The 15876-nt window shown below is 65.8% G+C and carries 15 protein-coding genes and 3 pseudogenes; 7 read left to right on the top strand and 11 right to left on the bottom strand.

Going from position 1 to position 15876, the window contains the following annotated elements; all coding sequences use genetic code 11:
• Positions 1 to 259 precede the first annotated feature (259 nt).
• Both AC1D2F_RS05705 and AC1D2F_RS05700 read left to right on the top strand, forming a co-directional pair.
• Positions 260 to 1423: an NAD(P)-dependent alcohol dehydrogenase gene (locus AC1D2F_RS05705; RefSeq protein WP_229995550.1), complete on the top strand. Its 1164-nt coding sequence runs from the start codon at positions 260 to 262 to the stop codon at positions 1421 to 1423.
• A complete protein-coding gene (locus tag AC1D2F_RS05700) occupies positions 1420 to 1848 on the top strand; it encodes an HIT family protein (protein WP_229995549.1) in 429 nt (142 codons plus the stop codon). Before AC1D2F_RS05705 ends, AC1D2F_RS05700 begins: the two co-directional genes overlap by 4 nt.
• 1 nt (position 1849) lies before the next feature.
• Here the strand turns inward: AC1D2F_RS05700 and hrpA are convergent, their stop codons facing one another.
• Both hrpA and AC1D2F_RS05690 read right to left on the bottom strand, forming a co-directional pair.
• The gene (gene hrpA / locus AC1D2F_RS05695) at positions 1850 to 5893 is read right to left on the bottom strand and encodes an ATP-dependent RNA helicase HrpA (protein WP_476966379.1); all 4044 of its coding nucleotides are present in this window, start codon (positions 5891 to 5893) and stop codon (positions 1850 to 1852) included.
• Positions 5894 to 6046: 153 nt separating this feature from the next.
• Complete coding sequence (locus AC1D2F_RS05690) at positions 6047 to 6214, bottom strand: hypothetical protein (protein ID WP_229995547.1); 168 nt, start codon at positions 6212 to 6214, stop codon at positions 6047 to 6049.
• Positions 6215 to 6295: 81 nt separating this feature from the next.
• Between AC1D2F_RS05690 and AC1D2F_RS05685 the strand changes: the two genes are divergently transcribed.
• Positions 6296 to 7261 carry a GlxA family transcriptional regulator gene (locus tag AC1D2F_RS05685; protein ID WP_229995546.1) on the top strand — a complete coding sequence of 322 codons (966 nt, stop codon included), beginning with the start codon at positions 6296 to 6298 and terminating at the stop codon, positions 7259 to 7261.
• A gap of 39 nt (positions 7262 to 7300) precedes the next feature.
• On the opposite strand, the gene AC1D2F_RS05680 is transcribed toward AC1D2F_RS05685, so the two are convergent.
• From AC1D2F_RS05680 to AC1D2F_RS05650, 7 genes and pseudogenes are all read right to left on the bottom strand, one after another.
• A complete protein-coding gene (locus tag AC1D2F_RS05680; protein ID WP_229995545.1) occupies positions 7301 to 7597 on the bottom strand; it encodes a protealysin inhibitor emfourin in 297 nt (98 codons plus the stop codon).
• Positions 7598 to 7640: 43 nt separating this feature from the next.
• Complete coding sequence (locus AC1D2F_RS05675; protein WP_476966378.1) at positions 7641 to 8729, bottom strand: M4 family metallopeptidase; 1089 nt, start codon at positions 8727 to 8729, stop codon at positions 7641 to 7643.
• Between the two features lie 289 nt (positions 8730 to 9018).
• Positions 9019 to 9513 carry a tyrosine-type recombinase/integrase gene (locus tag AC1D2F_RS05670; protein ID WP_476966377.1) on the bottom strand — a complete coding sequence of 165 codons (495 nt, stop codon included), beginning with the start codon at positions 9511 to 9513 and terminating at the stop codon, positions 9019 to 9021.
• Positions 9425 to 10385 (bottom strand): annotated as a pseudogene (locus AC1D2F_RS05665) (IS481 family transposase). Before AC1D2F_RS05665 ends, AC1D2F_RS05670 begins: the two are co-directional and overlap by 89 nt.
• A gap of 105 nt (positions 10386 to 10490) precedes the next feature.
• Positions 10491 to 10688: a site-specific integrase gene (locus AC1D2F_RS05660; RefSeq protein WP_229995543.1), complete on the bottom strand. Its 198-nt coding sequence runs from the start codon at positions 10686 to 10688 to the stop codon at positions 10491 to 10493.
• A gap of 2 nt (positions 10689 to 10690) precedes the next feature.
• Positions 10691 to 10927 carry a hypothetical protein gene (locus AC1D2F_RS05655; protein WP_364747122.1) on the bottom strand — a complete coding sequence of 79 codons (237 nt, stop codon included), beginning with the start codon at positions 10925 to 10927 and terminating at the stop codon, positions 10691 to 10693.
• A 49-nt stretch (positions 10928 to 10976) separates the two neighbouring features.
• Positions 10977 to 11195: pseudogene (locus tag AC1D2F_RS05650) on the bottom strand (integrase core domain-containing protein); the annotation flags it as partial.
• A gap of 559 nt (positions 11196 to 11754) precedes the next feature.
• Between AC1D2F_RS05650 and AC1D2F_RS05645 the strand changes: the two are divergent.
• Positions 11755 to 13437, top strand: a complete 1683-nt coding sequence (locus AC1D2F_RS05645) for a hypothetical protein (RefSeq protein WP_364747124.1) — start codon at positions 11755 to 11757, stop codon at positions 13435 to 13437.
• Positions 13438 to 13895: 458 nt separating this feature from the next.
• Here AC1D2F_RS05645 and AC1D2F_RS05640 read toward each other — a convergent pair whose 3' ends face one another.
• A complete protein-coding gene (locus AC1D2F_RS05640) occupies positions 13896 to 14231 on the bottom strand; it encodes a transposase (protein WP_356815837.1) in 336 nt (111 codons plus the stop codon).
• Here AC1D2F_RS05640 and AC1D2F_RS05635 point away from each other — a divergent pair.
• The 3 genes and pseudogenes from AC1D2F_RS05635 to AC1D2F_RS05625 all read left to right on the top strand — a co-directional run.
• Positions 14230 to 14925 (top strand): zinc-ribbon domain-containing protein, encoded by a 696-nt coding sequence (locus AC1D2F_RS05635; RefSeq protein WP_356815835.1) that lies wholly within the window; start codon positions 14230 to 14232, stop codon positions 14923 to 14925. The genes AC1D2F_RS05640 and AC1D2F_RS05635 overlap by 2 nt on opposite strands.
• A complete protein-coding gene (locus tag AC1D2F_RS05630) occupies positions 14909 to 15274 on the top strand; it encodes a zinc-ribbon domain-containing protein (RefSeq protein WP_356815833.1) in 366 nt (121 codons plus the stop codon). Before AC1D2F_RS05635 ends, AC1D2F_RS05630 begins: the two co-directional genes overlap by 17 nt.
• Positions 15275 to 15354: 80 nt before the next feature.
• Positions 15355 to 15612 (top strand): annotated as a pseudogene (locus tag AC1D2F_RS05625) (zinc-ribbon domain-containing protein); the annotation flags it as partial.
• A 58-nt stretch (positions 15613 to 15670) separates the two neighbouring features.
• Here the strand turns inward: AC1D2F_RS05625 and AC1D2F_RS05620 are convergent.
• On the bottom strand, positions 15671 to 15876 hold a 206-nt coding region (locus AC1D2F_RS05620; protein ID WP_476966376.1), incomplete at its 5' end, for an integrase core domain-containing protein.

Raw genomic sequence — 15876 nt, 5'->3', positions numbered from 1 at the left:
GCTGGCACCCACGTTACAAAGAGACCTGGCCCCCGCGGAAGGAGCCGGCCGTGTCCCTATCAGCAGTCAACGCGTGCCTCCGAACCCGGCGACAACACCCCCCCGGATCATCAATGACAGGGCGAGAAAGTCATACCGGGCCCAGCGACCAAATCCCCGGCCCTCGGGGACCCAATAAATGTAACGGGCGCTCGGCCCGCACCGAACACCCCGCACGCCAAAGTGGAATACATGCCGGGACCGGGGGTAGCGTCGAGACATGACTCCTGGACGCCCCGTACCGCCGCCCCTTGCCAAGCCGCTTCCCGATTTGACCACGGCCGCCACACACACGACGACGCCAGGTCCGCGGCTCGCCGCCGCCTACGGTGCCACCGCACCGGATAGCGGACTCGTTCCCCTGACCGTGTCCCGGCGCGCCCCCAAAGAGGACGACGTCGAGATCGCCGTCGAATTCTGCGGACTATGCCACTCGGACGTGCACGCCACCCGCGGCGAATGGGGCGGCGACACGTACCCTTTGATCCCGGGCCACGAGATCGTCGGCCGGGTCAGCCGGGTCGGTTCCGCCGTCGAGGACTTCACAGTGGGGGAGCGCGTGGGCGTGGGTTGCATGGTGGATTCCTGTCGCGAATGCGACAGCTGCCTGGACGGCCTGGAGCAGTACTGCGAAAACGGCCTGGTGGGAACATACGGGGCCAAGGATGCCCGCAACGACGGCGCCATCACCCAGGGCGGCTACGCCACGTCCATCGTGGTGGACCGCAACTACGTCCTGCGGGTCCCGGAGAGCCTGGATCCCGCCGCCGCGGCGCCCCTGCTGTGCGCCGGCATCACCACGTATTCGCCGCTAAGCCACTTCGAGGTCGAGGAAGGCGATGTGGTCGGCGTCGTCGGACTGGGCGGCCTCGGCCATATGGCCGTCAAGATTGCCAAGGCCATGGGTGCAGAGGTCAAGGTCTTTACGACGTCGGAGAACAAGTTCGCAGCAGCACGCGAGCTGGGCGCCGACGACGTCATCCTCTCCACGGACCCAGCCGCGATGGAGGCCGCGAACCGCAGCATCGACGTCATTATCGACACCGTCGCCGCCTCGCACGACCTCAACCCGTACTTCCGCACGCTGCGCCTGGACGGCGCGCTGTTCCAGCTGGGCCTGCCCGCGGAAGCGATGCCGCCCGTCAACCCCGGCGCGCTGATCCGACGCCGGATCGCCTATGCGGGTTCACTGATCGGCGGCATCGCCGAGACCCAGGAGATGCTGGACTTCTGTGCCGAGCACGGCGTGGTGTCCGACGTCGAGGTGGTCGGGGCAGACCAGCTCAACGAAGCCTACGACCGCATGGTGGCCGGCGACGTGAAGTACCGTTTTGTCCTGGACGCCAGCACCCTGGGGTCCCCGGCAGAAAAGGCGGACGCATGAGCACTCTCTTCACCAAAATCATCAATGGGGACATCCCGGGCCGCTTTGTCTGGCGCGAGGACGACGTCGTGGCGTTCCTGACCATGGGCCCGCTGGCCGACGGCCACACCCTCGTGGTGCCTACCGAGGAAGTGGACCGCTGGACGGACGCCTCGCCTGAGGTCCTTAGCCGGGTCATGGAAGTTGCCCGCAAGATCGGCGCAGTCCAGGTGGACGTGTTCGACGCCGCCCGGGCAGGGCTGATCGTGGCCGGCTACGAAATCAACCACATGCACGTCCACGTGTGGCCCTCCAACTCGATGGCTGACTTTGATTTCGGCTCGGCGGACCAGCACCCGGATCCGGCCAGGCTGGACGCCAACGCGGAGAAGCTCCGCGAAGGCCTCCGCACGGCCGGCCACGCCGAGCACGTTCCGGCCGCCTGACCTACGCCGGCGCCAGTACCTTGTTAAGCGCCGCCCGGATGCGCTTCTCGGACACCGAATAGGCGGTCCCGAGTTCGACGGCGAAGAGGCTCACCCGGAGTTCTTCGATCATCCAGCGCACATGGGTTAACTCCGCACCGGCCCGCCGTCCGGGCAGCAGGGCGGAGACGGCGTCGTCGTAGTCGTCCTCGAGTGCCTGGACCGCAGCCATGTGCTGGGCGTCCCGCTGGACGTTGCCCGGCAGCTTCTCGAGGCGTTTTTCGATCGCCGTGAGGTAGCGGGGCRGCTGGCTGAGCTGGGCGTAGCCCGTGCGTGCCACGAAACCCGGATACACCAGCTGCTCGAGCTGGCTCTTGACGTCGTTGAGCGCACTGATGAGGGCCAGGCTCGTGGTGCCTTTGAGCTGCTTTTCGATCCGTCGCGTGCTCGCCAGGATGCGTTCGACGACGGCGGTGACCGTGAAGACTGTGTCGATCAGCTCCGCCCGGACACTCTCGTACAACGCCTTGAACGATGCCTCGTCCCACGGCAGCCCGGCCGGCGTGAGTTTGTCGATGGCGGCCAGGGCGCAGTCAGCGATCAGCGCCGTCACGGAACCGTGGGGGTTCTGGCTGAACGTCAGTTTCTCGGTGTTGTTCAGGTGCTCCAGGACGTAGCGGTCCGGCGGCGGCACTCTCAGGGCCAGCAGCCTGATGACACCGCCGCGCATGGCTTCCTGCTGTTCCGACGGCGTCTGGAACAGCCGCAGCGCCACGGAAGTTCCCTCGTCCACCAGGGCCGGGAAGCCGGTGACGGTGTGCCCGCCAACGCTGCCCTGGACCTGGCGCTGGACGGTTCCGAAGGTCCAGTCCTTGAGCCCGGACATTTCCGTGAACCCGCCCGGGGCCGCGGCCGTGGCAGCCGCCAGGGCGGCCGACGGCGACGAACCGGCCCGTGACGCCCGGGTGTCCTTCCCGTTCGCGCCGGCCGTCCCCTTAGCCGTGCCATTTCCTTTAGGTTGAGGTGCCGTGGTGCCCGGTGTGGCACCGAGGGATTCCGCGATGGCCCTGCGGGTGGCAGGGGCCAGCCGCTCCTGCAGCGCGTTGAGGTCCTTGCCCTCATCCAGCAATTTGCCGCGGGAATCCACCACCCGGAAGCTGACCCGCAAATGCGCAGGCACGGCGTCCCAGTTCCAGGACCCCGGCGGGATGACCTGTCCGCGGATCCGGCGCAGCACCAGTTCCAGCGACGGTTCGAGCTCGTTCGTGGCGGGATCGAAGTCCGCCTCCAGCGCCGCGACGGCCTGCCGGGCCACATCCGGTGCGGGAACGAAGTTCTTGCGGACCTGCTTGGGCAGCGACTTGATGAGCGCCGTCACGAGTTCCACCCGCTGCCCGGGGATCAGCCAGCGGAACGCGGCGTCGTCGAGCTGGTTCAGGAACAGTACGGGGACCTCGGCGGTGACGCCGTCGGAGGGGTTCGGCGGCGAACCGGGCGCCACCGGGTGGAACTCGTAGCTCAGCGGCAGCTCGAAGCCCTTGTGCAGCAGGGTCTTGGGGTAGGCGGAGTCATCCAGGGCCGCGGCGTCCTCGCTGATCAGCAGGGACTGGTCGAAGTCGAGCAGCGTGGGATCCTGCTGCCGTGCGTCCTTCCACCACTTGTCGAAGTGCCGCTCCGAGACGACCTCCACGCCGATCCGGGCGTCGTAGAACTCGAACAGCGTCTCGTCGTCCACCAGGATGTCCCGGCGCCGCATCCGGGCCTCGAGCTCCTCGACTTCGTGCAGCAGAGCGCGGTTGCGGTGGAAGAACTTGTGGTGGGTCTGCCAGTCGCCTTCAACCAGGGCATGGCGGATGAAGAGCTCGCGGCAGAGCTCGGGATCCACCTTGCCGTAGTTGATGCGACGGCTCGGGATGATGGGCACGCCGTAAAGGGTGACCTTTTCGTGGGCCATCACCGCGCCCATCTTCTTGGACCAGTGCGGTTCGCTGTAGCTGCGCTTGACCAGGTCAGGGGCCACCTGCTCGGCCCAGAGCGGATCGAACTTGGCCGCGACGCGTGCCCAGAGCCGGCTCGTCTCCACGAGTTCGGCGGCCATCACGAAGGTGGGCGACTTCTTGAACAGTGCCGAACCCGGGAAGATCGCGAAGCGGCTGCCGCGGGCACCGGCGTACTCGCGCTTGCGCTCGTCGAGGATGCCGACGTGGCTCAGCAGCCCCGAGAGCAGGCTGATGTGGATGCCGTCGTGGTTGCCCACCGGATCGGCAAGGCGCTTGTTGTCCAGGCTGATGCCCAGCGGGCGGGCCAACTGGCGGAGCTGGGCGAACAGGTCCTGCCACTCCCTGACCCGCAGGTAGTTGATGAACTCGCCGCGGCAGAGCCGGCGGAACGCCGTGGAGGACAGTTCCTGCTGTTTTTCCTGCAGGTAGTTCCACAGGTTCAGGTAGCCGGTGAAGTCGGAGTTCTCGTCCCGGAAGCGGGCGTGCTTCTCCGCGGCGAGCTGCTGCTTGTCCGTTGGGCGCTCGCGAGGGTCCTGGATGGTCAGCGCGGCGGCCAGGATCATGACTTCCCGGACGCAGCCCCGCTTTCCGGACTCCACGATCATCCGGCCGAGCCTCGGGTCCACCGGCAGCTGGGCCAGCTGCTGGCCGACGGCGGTGAGTCCGCCGCCGTTTCTTCCGGCCGCGCCCGCCGGCCGGCGGCCGGGGCGGCCGTCGCCGTCGTCCGCTGGCTCCTGGGTGCGGGCGGCGCTAAGGGCGCCAAGTTCGCGCAGGAGACTAACGCCGTCGTTGATGGCGCGCGAATCCGGCGGCTCGACGAAGGGGAAGTTCTCCACATCCTTCGGTCCGCGGGCCACGCCCATGGCGGTCATCTGCAGGATGACGGCCGCGAGGTTGGTGCGCAGGATCTCCGGGTCCGTGAACAGCGGCCGCGACCCGAAGTCCTCCTCGGAGTACAGCCGGATCGCGATGCCGTCCGAGACACGGCCGCAGCGGCCAGAGCGCTGGTTGGCCGAGGCCTGGGAGACGCGTTCGATCGGCAGGCGCTGGACCTTGGTCCGGTGCGAGTAGCGCGAGATCCGCGCCGTGCCTGTGTCGATGACGTACTTGATGCCGGGGACCGTCAGCGACGTCTCGGCGACGTTGGTGGCCAGCACGATCCGGCGTTTGCCGCCGGGGTGGAAGACCTTGTGCTGCTCCTGCAGGCTCAGCCGTGCGAAGAGGGGAAGGACCTCGGTGCCGGCCAGGCGCCGGTTGGACTGGATGCGGGCGTTGAGGGCCTCCGCCGCGTCGCGGATTTCGCGCTCGCCGGAGAAGAAAATCAGGACGTCGCCCGGCGCCTCCTCTGCGAGTTCGTCGACGGCGTCACACACGGCATCGAGCGGGTCGCGGTCCTCCTCGAGTTCGTCGTCCGAGGCTGCGCCTTCTCCATCATCGGCGCCGGCGCCGCCGGCGGGCTGGGACAGCGGGCGGTAGCGGATTTCCACCGGGAAGGTCCGGCCCGACACCTCAATGATGGGGGAGGGCTCTTCCTCGGTGCCGAAGTGCTTGGCGAAGCGCTCCGGATCGATCGTGGCCGAGGTGATGATGATCTTCAGGTCCGGGCGCTGCGGCAGGATCCGCTTGAGGTAGCCGAGGATGAAGTCGATGTTGAGGCTGCGTTCGTGGGCCTCGTCGATGATGATGGCGTTGTATTTGCGCAGCAGCCTGTCGCGCTGGATTTCGGCCAGCAGGATGCCGTCGGTCATGAGCTTGACCTTGGTGGACCGGCTGACCTCGCCGGTGAAGCGGACCTGGAAGCCCACTTCCTGGCCGACCTCGACGCCGAGTTCCTCCGCGATGCGCTCGGCCACCGTGCGGGCCGCGAGCCGGCGGGGCTGGGTGTGGCCGATCAGTCCGGTCTCGCCCAAGCCGAGCTCCAGGCACATCTTGGGGATCTGGGTGGTCTTACCCGAGCCGGTCTCACCGGCGATGATGGTCACCTGGTTGGCCGCGATGGCGGCCATCAGATCTTCGCGGCGCTCGGATACCGGCAGCTCGGCGGGGTAGGAAATATGCAATGTCATGGCTGGAGACAGTCTACTGGGGCGGACTGTCAGCTGGGGTGGCGACGGCGGTTGTCCGGTCCCGCTGCTCAGTCCCTCTGCTCAGTCCCGCTGCTGCGGGGCGCATGTTGAGGGCCCGGCTGGATGAGCCGGGCCCGTGGTGTGCGCGGAGACTTAGAAGATCCGCAGGGTGTAGTTGACACTCGGCAGGTCCCGGGCCATCCAATACTCTTCCGAGCGGACGGGCGGGGTGTGGCCGAGGCCGTCCTTCCGGAGGGCGGAGATGGTGGCTGCGAGGCCGACAATGATCAGGACGATGAGGGCGATTCCGAGGAGTTCCATACCTCCATGGTTCTCCGGTCCACGACCTAAAAAAAGTGGCAGAAATGCCCAAAAAGCTATAATTTCTGCCACACTGGAAGCATGATCAAATCAGTGGCAATGATCGTGGTTCCCAACTTCTCGATCTTCGAGTTCGCGACGGCCTTTGAGGTCTTCGGCATAGACCGTTCGGACCGCGGAAACGGCGTGCCCGCCTTCGATTTTCGCGTCTGTGCTCCGGAGCCGGGCGACGTCCCGCTCAAGTCCGGCCTGTCCATGCACGTCGGTCTGGGGCTGGAAGCGGCAGCGGACGCAGACCTGGTGGTGATGGCGCCGTACGGCCGGGATGAGGACGTTCCCGAATCCGTCCTGGAGGCCCTGCGGGCCGCCCATGCCCGCGGTGCCTGGGTGATGTCCATTTGTTCGGGGGCCTTCGCCCTGGCTAGGGCCGGCCTGCTCGATGGCCGCCGCTGCACCACCCACTGGCATTACTCCCAGGAACTGGCCAGCCGATACCCCGCTGTCCTGGTGGATGAAAACGTCCTCTACGTCGAAGACGGCCGGGTCATCACGAGTGCCGGCACGGCCGCCGGGATCGATGCCTGCCTGCACCTGGTCCGCGTTGAGTTCGGCGCCAAGGTGGCCGCCGCCATCGCCCGGGACATGGTGGTCCCGCCGCACCGGGACGGCGGCCAGGCCCAGTACATCGACCGACCCATTCCCCAGTGCGGATCGGAGCCCATGGAGCAGCTGCTGCAGTGGATGGTCCGGCACCTGGACGAGGAACACGCAGTCAACGAACTGGCGGCCAGGGTCCATATGTCGCCGCGGACGTTTGCGCGGCGCTTCCGCGCGGAAACGGGGGCCACCCCGGCGGCCTGGCTCAATTCCCAGCGGGTGCTGCGGGCGCAGGAACTGCTGGAGAGTACGGAACTCAATATCGACGAGATCGCGAGGGAATCCGGCTTCGGACATTCGGTCCTGTTGCGCCACCACTTTGCCAAGGCGCTGGACACCAGCCCGCAGTCCTACCGGCGCACGTTCCGGGGACACCTGGCCACGGCATAAAGAGCGGCGGCGTGACGGGCCCCGACTAGCCAAAGTCCGCTAGCCAAAGCCCGGCGGCGCCGACTCCTCGGCCGCGGATCGCGCGCATTCGACGAGGTCGCGCCACGGACCCGTCAGCGCACGCTCGGGCAGGACTGCCCGGTGTTGATCGGCCCGGATGCTGTACATGAACCGGTCCGGCTGGCCGGTTGTGCCGCTGATTCCGGCAACGTCGTCCCAGGGGCAGGCCTCGATCAGAGGCTGCCACCGGTCGGTGTCCTCCGGCGGCTCGGGCCGGACGGTCCACGTCCTTTTCATTCCGGCCACGCCGCCACTGCGCTGGACAGTTATCTTCATCGGACTCGGATCTCAATCGGACTCGATCTGCGGGGGGCTTGGCTTATCGCCGGGCTCCCGGGAACTTTACTTTCACAGTTTCCCACGCGGAGCGCACGGCGTCATGTTCCTTGGAATCCTCCCCGAAAAGTTCCCTGGCAGAGGCGGCAGTGGCCTTGGCGAAAGCGCCGAACGTGGCGGTGGGGGACAGTGTGCCGCCCGTCAGCGTCTCGTACCAGATCTGTGCCGGTGCGTCCCAGGCATTGCCGCCGAGGGCCGTGGCAACCAGGCAGAACGCACGGTTGGGGATTCCGGAGTTGATGTGCACGCCGCCGTTGTCCGCGCTCGTGCGCACGTAGCCGTCCATCGAGTCCGGCTGCGGGTCCTTGCCGAGCACGTCGTCGTCGTAAGCCGTTCCAGGAGCCTTCATGGAGCGCAAGGCGGCCCCCTGGACTTGGTCCGTGAAGAGGCCTTCGCCGATCAGCCAGCTGGCCTCCGCCGTCGACTGCTTTCGGACGTACTGCTCAACGAGAGCACCGAAGACATCGGACATCGACTCGTTCAGGGCACCGGCCTGGTTGCGGTAGACCAGCCCGGCGGAGTACTGGGTGACGCCGTGGGTGAGCTCGTGGCCGATGACGCTCAGGGATTTCGTGAACCGCTCGAAGACCTGGCCGTCACCGTCGCCGAAGACCATTTGCTGGCCGTCCCAGAACGCGTTGTCGTACAGGCGGCCATAGTGGACCGTGGCATCGAGGCGGAGACCGTTGCCGTCGATCGAATTCCGGCCGAAAGCTTCCGCGTAGAGGCGGTGGGTGTGCCCCAGCCCGTCGTAAGCCTCATCGGCGGCGGGATCGCCCGTGGGCGGTTCGCCTTCTTTGCGGACCACGCTGCCGGGCAACTGCTCGGCGGACTTGGCGTCGTAGACCGTCCGTTCCGGCGCGGACGGCTTGAGCTCCCGTAGCCCCGGATGCCTGCCGGGCCCGGGCAGTGCGCGGGAGGCCTGGAAGCTCGGGACGTGTTGCAGGGCTTCCTTTGCGCCGCGGGCGGCCTTGGAGAGCTCCGGCTTTTGCTGCGCGGCCAGCCGGCGGAGCATATAGGGCGGAACGATGGAACAGTGCTGCGTTGGAAAGAACACGTGAGACCCCCTCATGCTTCGGGCGGGCAGGGTAGCCCGCTACCGATGAAAACAGCCTACGAGGGGGCACCGACAATCGGCAGGGGCAAAGCCGCTGGTTTTCCGCGTTCTTTCGGCTGGATTCAGTGCACAAAAAACCCCGCCGTTTCAGTGAAACAGCGGGGTTTGCTGGCAAAGCCAGTATTTTGTGCCCTCGATAGGATTCGAACCTACGACCTTCTGCTCCGGAGGCAGTATGAAAAACGCTGTCAACGTTGAGAAGCAGGTCCATTGAGTGACACAAAAGTGACATCGGGTAAAACTGTCACTGCCAATCCATGTCCCGCAATAGGTCATTCAGCCGGCTGGCGCTGTCGTGGAGATCGTCGTCGAAGAGGCCAGCATAAGTGTCGAGGGTCAGCGTGGCGGAAGCGTGGCCAGCTAACCGCTGGACCACCTTGACGTTGGCACCCGCGCTGATGGCCAGGGATACGGCGGTATGCCGTAAATCGTGGAACGTGGGGGATGGGAAGTTAGGGTCGCCGGCTGCGGCCCGTTCAATAGCGGGCTTATAGACGTTCTTGGTGAAGTTGCCATTTCGCAGGACCATACCGCGCGGGCTCTGAAAAACCCGCGCGGTTGAGGGCTTGCCGTCGACGGCGTTTCTCAGCTGATCAGCTAGCAGTCGGGGGATGGGGACCTGTCGGTCCTCGCCGCCCAGGTGTACTGAGTCATGAGGTTGGTGACACTCGGGTGATGGGTGTGGTTCCGATGCCGGTGTGGATGCGTTCAGTGTTGTAGTGCTGGAGCCAGGGCGCAAGCGCGGCCTGGCGTTGGTTGCTGCTGGTGAAGACCTGGCGGTAGGCCCATTCGGTTTGCAGGGTCCGGTTGAAGCGTTCGGCTTTGCCGTTGGTCCAGGGGCAGTGGGGCTTGATGAAGCGCTGAACTGCTCCGAGGCCGGCGACGGCCTGACGGAACGCGGCGGAGTTGCGGTAGGCGAAGGCGTTGTCGGTGATCACGCGTTCGATCCGGTTGATGCCGTGGCCGGCGAAGTAGCCTGCGGCGCGGGTGAGGAACCCGGCCGCGGTGGCACCCTTCTCGTCGGGGAGGACCTCGGCATAGCCGAGGCGGGTGTGGTCATCGATCGCGACGTGGACGTAGTCGTATCCGATGCCGCGTCCCTTGACCTGCTCCGAGCGGCCGTGGGCGCGCCAGCCGCCGCCGTCGGGGATGCGTCCGAGCTTCTTGACGTCCAGATGGACGAGTTCCCCGGGCCTGGCCCGCTCGTACCGGTTCGCCGTGGTTCGGGCCGCGCGGATCGGGGCGCCGGTCAGCGGATCGCAGTCCGCGAGCCGCGGAACCCCGTGCCGCTGCAGGATCCGGGACACCGTCCGGGCCGGGACCCCGGTGGCCGCAGCGATCCGCAGCGGACCGAACCGGGAGGACCTGCGGGCGCCCAGGACGGCCTGTTCACGTTCGGCACTCGTGCGCCCGGGCGATGACCTCGGCCGGCTCGAGCGGTCCGGCAGACCGGCCGGCTCCTTCGGCCCGGAACCGTCTGACCCACCGGTAGGCGGTCTGCCGGGACACGCCCAGCTCCGCGGCGATATGGGCGACCGGGCGGCCTGCGGCCACACGGTCAACGATCAGGCGTCTTCCATGAACTGTCAGGCGGGCATTAACGTGGGACACGAGGACCTCCGAGCGCAAAGTGTGTGAACTAGACAGCACCACTTAGCCCGGAGGTCCTCCTCGTTTTCAAGCCCCACATGTCAACAACGTCCCGGCGCAGTACACCTAGGTCGCGCCGAGGATCAGCTTGCCTGAGACTTCGCTGTAGGCCTGCGTAACGGCCAGCATAGGCTTGTCGCCGAGCCGCACGTTGGCCACCTCCAGCGCAGTCACTTCACCCCAACGAAGCCCGCATGTGCCCGCCAGCATGACCATGAGTCCGCTGTTCCCTGCCTCACGAGCAACCGCGGTTAGCTGCTTCATGGTCAGGTAAGTATGGCGCCTGACCGGGCGGGCGTCCGGTATGTAGTCCGCGCGACCAGTGGGGTCCTTCGCGGGTTACCCGCGAGGAGACGCTTCCTGACTGCGTAACCCATGATGCGGCCAAAGACCTTGCTCACGAGTTCCCGCGTTCGGGCCCCGGCGGGCTTGCCGTCCATGCCCTTGAGCGTCGTGATCCAGTCGCTAGTTGCGTCATAGGTGACGTTTGATATGCGAGTCACGCCCCATCGCGGCTCAAGGGACTGCCCCGGCTTTTGTTGACTCGGGGTCTTAGGCCGCTAAGAGCGCGGTCTGGTTGATTGTTTCATATTCGATCGGCGTGAGTTTTCCTAGCCGTCTTTGCCGTCGCCGGCGGTGGTACGTCCTTTCGATCCAGGTGGTGATCGCCAGGCGGAGCTCCTGGCGTGTGAGCCATCTCTGGCGGTCCAGGACGTTTTTCTGCAGCAGCGAGAAGAAGGATTCCATCGCGGCGTTGTCCGCGCACGCGCCCGCTGTGCGGCGCGCGGCTTCGGCCGGCCCAAGGCCAGAGGGTGGGTGCGCGCATCTCCGTGGAGGGCTCCGACGCCGTTCGCGGCCCCCGGTCAACACAGTGAACCTCTACATTTGGAGGGACGAAGACGAGCCCTTGGCCGAGCTGGCCGACTCGGACCCGAGGGCTATGAGAGAAAGCAACGTGGCGGTCCACAATTGATGGTGGACCGCCGCGTGGCTGGCTTCGCGCTCCATGTCCCGGACATTACCACCGGCCTCCGACACGTAGGCGGGATGAGCGGCGACATCATCCCTGCGCCCTGACCTGCGCAATCATTGTCGGGAGCGGTGTCTGGGCACTATGCTCGGCGACGGGGGGAGCCTGGGAGCCGGCTCAAAGACTTGGGGGAACAATTGAAAACACAGACCATCCGCCTCGGCGCCGCCGGGGCACTCACCGCGCTCTCGCTGACCGGCCTCGCCGTTCCGGCCCAGGCCGCATTGACGATCGACCCCCTGTGGCCCGGTCGTCGACTCCGTCAAAGTCTGCACGGCCGAAAACGGATCGACCTATGCCATGCTCGTCAACAGCGCCGTCGCCGGCCCGCGGCCCGGCATCAGCGGTGCCCTCATGGTCGGCAGCACCCTGACCGTTGTTGACGGTGCCTGGGATCCCGCGGACGCCACGCTCACGCACCAGTGGCTGCGCGACGACGTGCCTATCCTGGGCGCCACCGGCCCCACCTACCGGCTCACTGAGGCGGACCTCGGCAAGGGCATCCGGGTCAAGACCAGGGCAACAGCCCCGGGCTATGCAAAGACGACCCTGCAGTCCGCCAAAACCGCGCCCGTCACGAACGCCGGTGGTGCCGTCCCGTCAATCCAGGCGGACCCGAGCGTTTCGTTCCAATTGGTCGGCGAGGGCACCAGCCTGGATGACCCCAGCCGCCTCGTGATCGCTTCCGGGGGGAGTTTTCGAGGCGCTCCGGTTATCTACGTCCAGTACCAGTGGCTTCGCGACGGCGCGCCCATCCCTGGTGCCACCGCGCGCATGTTCGACACGACAGGCTGGGGATCGAAGGGGCTGCTCAGCTTCAGGATCACCGGCCACGCTCCCGGGTTCAAGCCGGCCACCAGGACCTCGTTGCCCAGATCCGTCTCTGAATTCAACCCAACGCCCGGCGCCGTGGTCACCGGCGGCACCGGCCTGGGGGACGTCCTTACAGGCGTTGATAATGTTCCCAGGCTTGGCTTCACCGGACCAGGCGAGCCGGTTGAGCACTACTACACGTGGTTGCGTGACGGTGTTGTTATTCCCGGAGCCACCGGGCTGACGTACACGATCACTGCCGAGGACCAGGGGCACACCCTGGTCCTGAAGACCGACAGTACGAGGCGCTGGTCCTACGGCAACTCCTACTCCAACGCTGTCGCCGTGCCGGCTGCCGCGGGCACGGCCGTCGAGCTGAAGCCGCTAACTAACGTCACCAAGCCCCTCCTGACCGGGGCCTTCACGACCGGCACGCCGATGACCGTGACGGCCGGCACCTGGTCCGAACCGGCCGAGAAACTGAAGGTCACCTACGACTGGTTGATGTCGGACGGAAGGATGTGGGCCGGTGGCCCGTCCTACACCCCGGGCAGGCCCCAAGTTGGCATTACCGTCTCCGTCTTCGTGACGGTCTCCGCCCCGGGCTATGCCCCGACCCGCATTAAAGTCACCGCCCCCAAGCCCCTGACACCGCGTGACCCGGATCAGACCAAAGCCCCGGCCATCAGCGGCTCAGCAACCGTGAAACAGACACTGACCGTCTCCGCCGGCGTCTGGACCCGCTATGACATGAGGGTGGTGAAGGAGTCCCGCCAGTGGCTGCGCGACGGCGCCCCGATCGCCGGGGCGACCGGCCGCGACTACACCCTTGTGGGCGCAGACTTCGGCAAGAAAATATCCGTCAGGGTCACCTCCACGCTGGAGGGCAGGATCCTGAAGACCCAGACGACCGACGCTTCGGCGAAGGTGGCCGCTGCGACCCTGAGTTCGGCCACGCCGACGATTGCCGGCACCGTACAGGCCGGGAATTTCCTGACCGTGAAGCGGGGCACCTGGAGCTGGGGCACTGCCTTCACGTACCGCTGGCTGCGCAACGGCGTCCCGATCCGGACCGCCGACAAGGGCACCAAACTCACCGTCCGGGTCACCGGTTCCCGGCTCGGCTACACGACCGTCTCTCGGACCAGCGGGGCGCTTACCGCCCGCTGACCCATGCCGCTGACGCTTGGGATGCCTCCTACGGATGAACCGAACCCCGGATCACCTGTTGCTCAGTCTTATGCGTCCTCCGGGGCAGGCAAGAACAAATAGCCCTGCCGTGCAGGACCCCGGACCACAACGGTTCCGGGCCCGGAAGCACAACGACCACTTCGACAAGGTGGACGAGTTCTTGGTCGGCGCTGGAGGCCCATCAGGGGCCCTGTTCTGCTTTCTCTTGACGCCGCGAAGAGTGTCCTGGGTCTGAAGGGCAGGGAAGCCCGCGCCGTTGATTTAGCGCCGACTACCACTCAGTCCTGGCTACTGCGGCCGACCGCACTTCCGCAGCGTCATCGGAGTCCTGGACAGGGAAGCCTACGCTGACGCCGAGGCACGTGTTGACCTAAGCCAGCCAAAAAACTCCTGTTCGAGTGTGACCTCTCCCTGATGCGGGCTTCTCGGGGTGCGGTTTACGCCGTGTCCCGCAGGACCAGTCCGGCCCTGGGTATGTTGACCGCCGCATTGATGTCGGCGTCGTCCCGATGCCCGCACGAAAGGCAATGGAAATGCTTGCCGTTCCGGTTGGCCGCCTCCCGGTGCCCGCAAGCACTGCAGGTCGGGGAAGTGTAGGCGGGGTTGACTTGGATGAACTCCCGCCCGGCGCTTTCAGCCTTGGCGCGTATCAAATCCAGGAACTGTCTCCAGCCTGCATCGCGTATGGGCCGGTTGAGTCCGGTCTTTGCGCTCCCTCCATTGGGTTCGTAGCCCCCGACCCCGTCAGGCCGAGGTGCGGCCAGGCGGGTCATGCCAGCGGTGTTGAGATCTTCCGCGCGGGCCGGATCGAATTACGGCGGCGGGGTTACCCCCACCCGTTGCACTCGGGTCAAGTCGGTGCGGTCCCGCGGAACTGATCTGTGTCCGAGAAACGCTGTCAGACCTAGGGGCTACGCTGACGAAGCCATGACGAAACGACTAAGTATAAGCTTGACCGCCGCCGCGCCGGAACTCGTAGGGCAGTTCCATGAGAGCCTAAACGGGCAGGTTTCATTCGACCAGCTGTCACCTGGAATGCATATGAAAGTGTGGTGGAAGTGTGAGCGTGGCCATGTCTGGGAGGCCGCGGTCTATAGCCAGGTTGCCGGCATTGGGTGTCCATTTTGCGGGCAGCGAAAGGTGGGCTACGGCAATGATCTCGCCACGTGCGTGCCGGAGGTGGCGATGGAATGGCACCCAACGAAGAACTTGCCGCTGACGCCTGACCAAGTGTTGCCCCAATCTAATCGGCGAGTTTGGTGGTTGGGTCTTTGCGGACATGAGTGGGAGTCCATAATTTCCAACAGGACGAAGGACTTTCGTCCGGGCGGCCCGTACTGCGCGAACCAACGAGTCGGATATGGCAATGACCTTGCGAGCCGTCACCCGGAAATCGCCGCCGAATGGCACCCCACGAAAAATCGCGACCTCCTGCCGCACCAAGTGACTGATGGCGCCCCGGCATAACGCTTGGTGGCTCTGCAACAATGGGCATGAATGGCAGGCCATGGTTTTCAAGCGAACCGCAGGGAGTTCGTGTGGAAAGTGCCTGCTAGTTGGCCTCTCGGAGTTGGAGATCGGCACATATGCCGAGATCCAGCATGTTCTCGGCAGTCACTACAGCCAGATAGCCAATGATGTTAGCCTCAAGCTTTCGAACGGGCGGCGACTGCGCATCGACGTGGTTGTCGACGCTTCGCCATCGAGTTCGACGGCTCGTATTGGCATGCCGAGAAGGAACCCCGCGACCGGGAAAAGACCAGACTCCTGGAGAGCGAGGGGCATACGGTTGTCCGCGTACGTGAGTATCCGCTAACGCCCCTCGGCCCCTCCGATGTGGTGGTTCGACGTGCACCCTCGGCTTTGGAGGTGGCGTCGGTGGGGCACTTGGCCGACATGGGCTTGCTGACTTCCGACGCCACGAAGGTTGTGCGGGAATACATAAAAGCCGCGGTTGCTGGGGGAGAGGACTACGCCGCCCAGATTATCGCCGTGCGAAGGCTTGGCGACTATGGTGCCCGGTCCTTGGCCGTGCGTTTCCCACTGGTAGCTCTGGAATGGCATCCAACCCTCAACCACAAGACACCTCGGCAGATGACCGGGGCCTCCGGGCAAAAGGTGAGGTGGCTTTGCCCTGTGGGCCACGAGTACGCTGCCATGATTGACCAGTGGGCCGCTTGGGAGATTTCGGACAGCGGATTAGTGGTTTTMTCTACGCTGCCGCGGGCGGCTGCTGGTAACTGTAGTGGACCTCGTTGGGGTAGCGGTAATCCAGKGCGGAGTGCCGGCGCCGGCTGTTGTAGAAGCCCTCGATGTAGCGGATTACATCCCGYCTGGCCTGAGCCTTGGTGGCGTAGACCGTGCGGTGGACGCGCTCGTTCTTCAGCGCCGAGAAGAACGTCTCCGCGGCGGCATTGT

This window comes from Arthrobacter sp. P1_B3 (assembly GCF_056406615.1).
Note: the sequence above shows the minus strand (reverse complement) of the source record. Positions and strands in the feature narration are given on the sequence as shown.

Excerpts from the sequence above, each read along its gene's own strand:
- AC1D2F_RS05705 (WP_229995550.1), top strand. The coding sequence starts at position 260 with ATGACTCCTGGACGCCCCGTACCGCCGCCCCTTGCCAAGCCGCTTCCC.
- AC1D2F_RS05700 (WP_229995549.1), top strand. The coding sequence starts at position 1,420 with ATGAGCACTCTCTTCACCAAAATCATCAATGGGGACATCCCGGGCCGC.
- AC1D2F_RS05690 (WP_229995547.1), bottom strand. The coding sequence starts at position 6,214 with ATGGAACTCCTCGGAATCGCCCTCATCGTCCTGATCATTGTCGGCCTC.
- AC1D2F_RS05685 (WP_229995546.1), top strand. The coding sequence starts at position 6,296 with ATGATCAAATCAGTGGCAATGATCGTGGTTCCCAACTTCTCGATCTTC.
- AC1D2F_RS05680 (WP_229995545.1), bottom strand. The coding sequence starts at position 7,597 with ATGAAGATAACTGTCCAGCGCAGTGGCGGCGTGGCCGGAATGAAAAGG.
- AC1D2F_RS05675 (WP_476966378.1), bottom strand. The coding sequence starts at position 8,729 with ATGAGGGGGTCTCACGTGTTCTTTCCAACGCAGCACTGTTCCATCGTT.
- AC1D2F_RS05660 (WP_229995543.1), bottom strand. The coding sequence starts at position 10,688 with ATGAAGCAGCTAACCGCGGTTGCTCGTGAGGCAGGGAACAGCGGACTC.
- AC1D2F_RS05645 (WP_364747124.1), top strand. The coding sequence starts at position 11,755 with ATGCTCGTCAACAGCGCCGTCGCCGGCCCGCGGCCCGGCATCAGCGGT.
- AC1D2F_RS05635 (WP_356815835.1), top strand. The coding sequence starts at position 14,230 with ATGCCAGCGGTGTTGAGATCTTCCGCGCGGGCCGGATCGAATTACGGC.
- AC1D2F_RS05640 (WP_356815837.1), bottom strand. The coding sequence starts at position 14,231 with ATGACCCGCCTGGCCGCACCTCGGCCTGACGGGGTCGGGGGCTACGAA.
- AC1D2F_RS05630 (WP_356815833.1), top strand. The coding sequence starts at position 14,909 with ATGGCGCCCCGGCATAACGCTTGGTGGCTCTGCAACAATGGGCATGAA.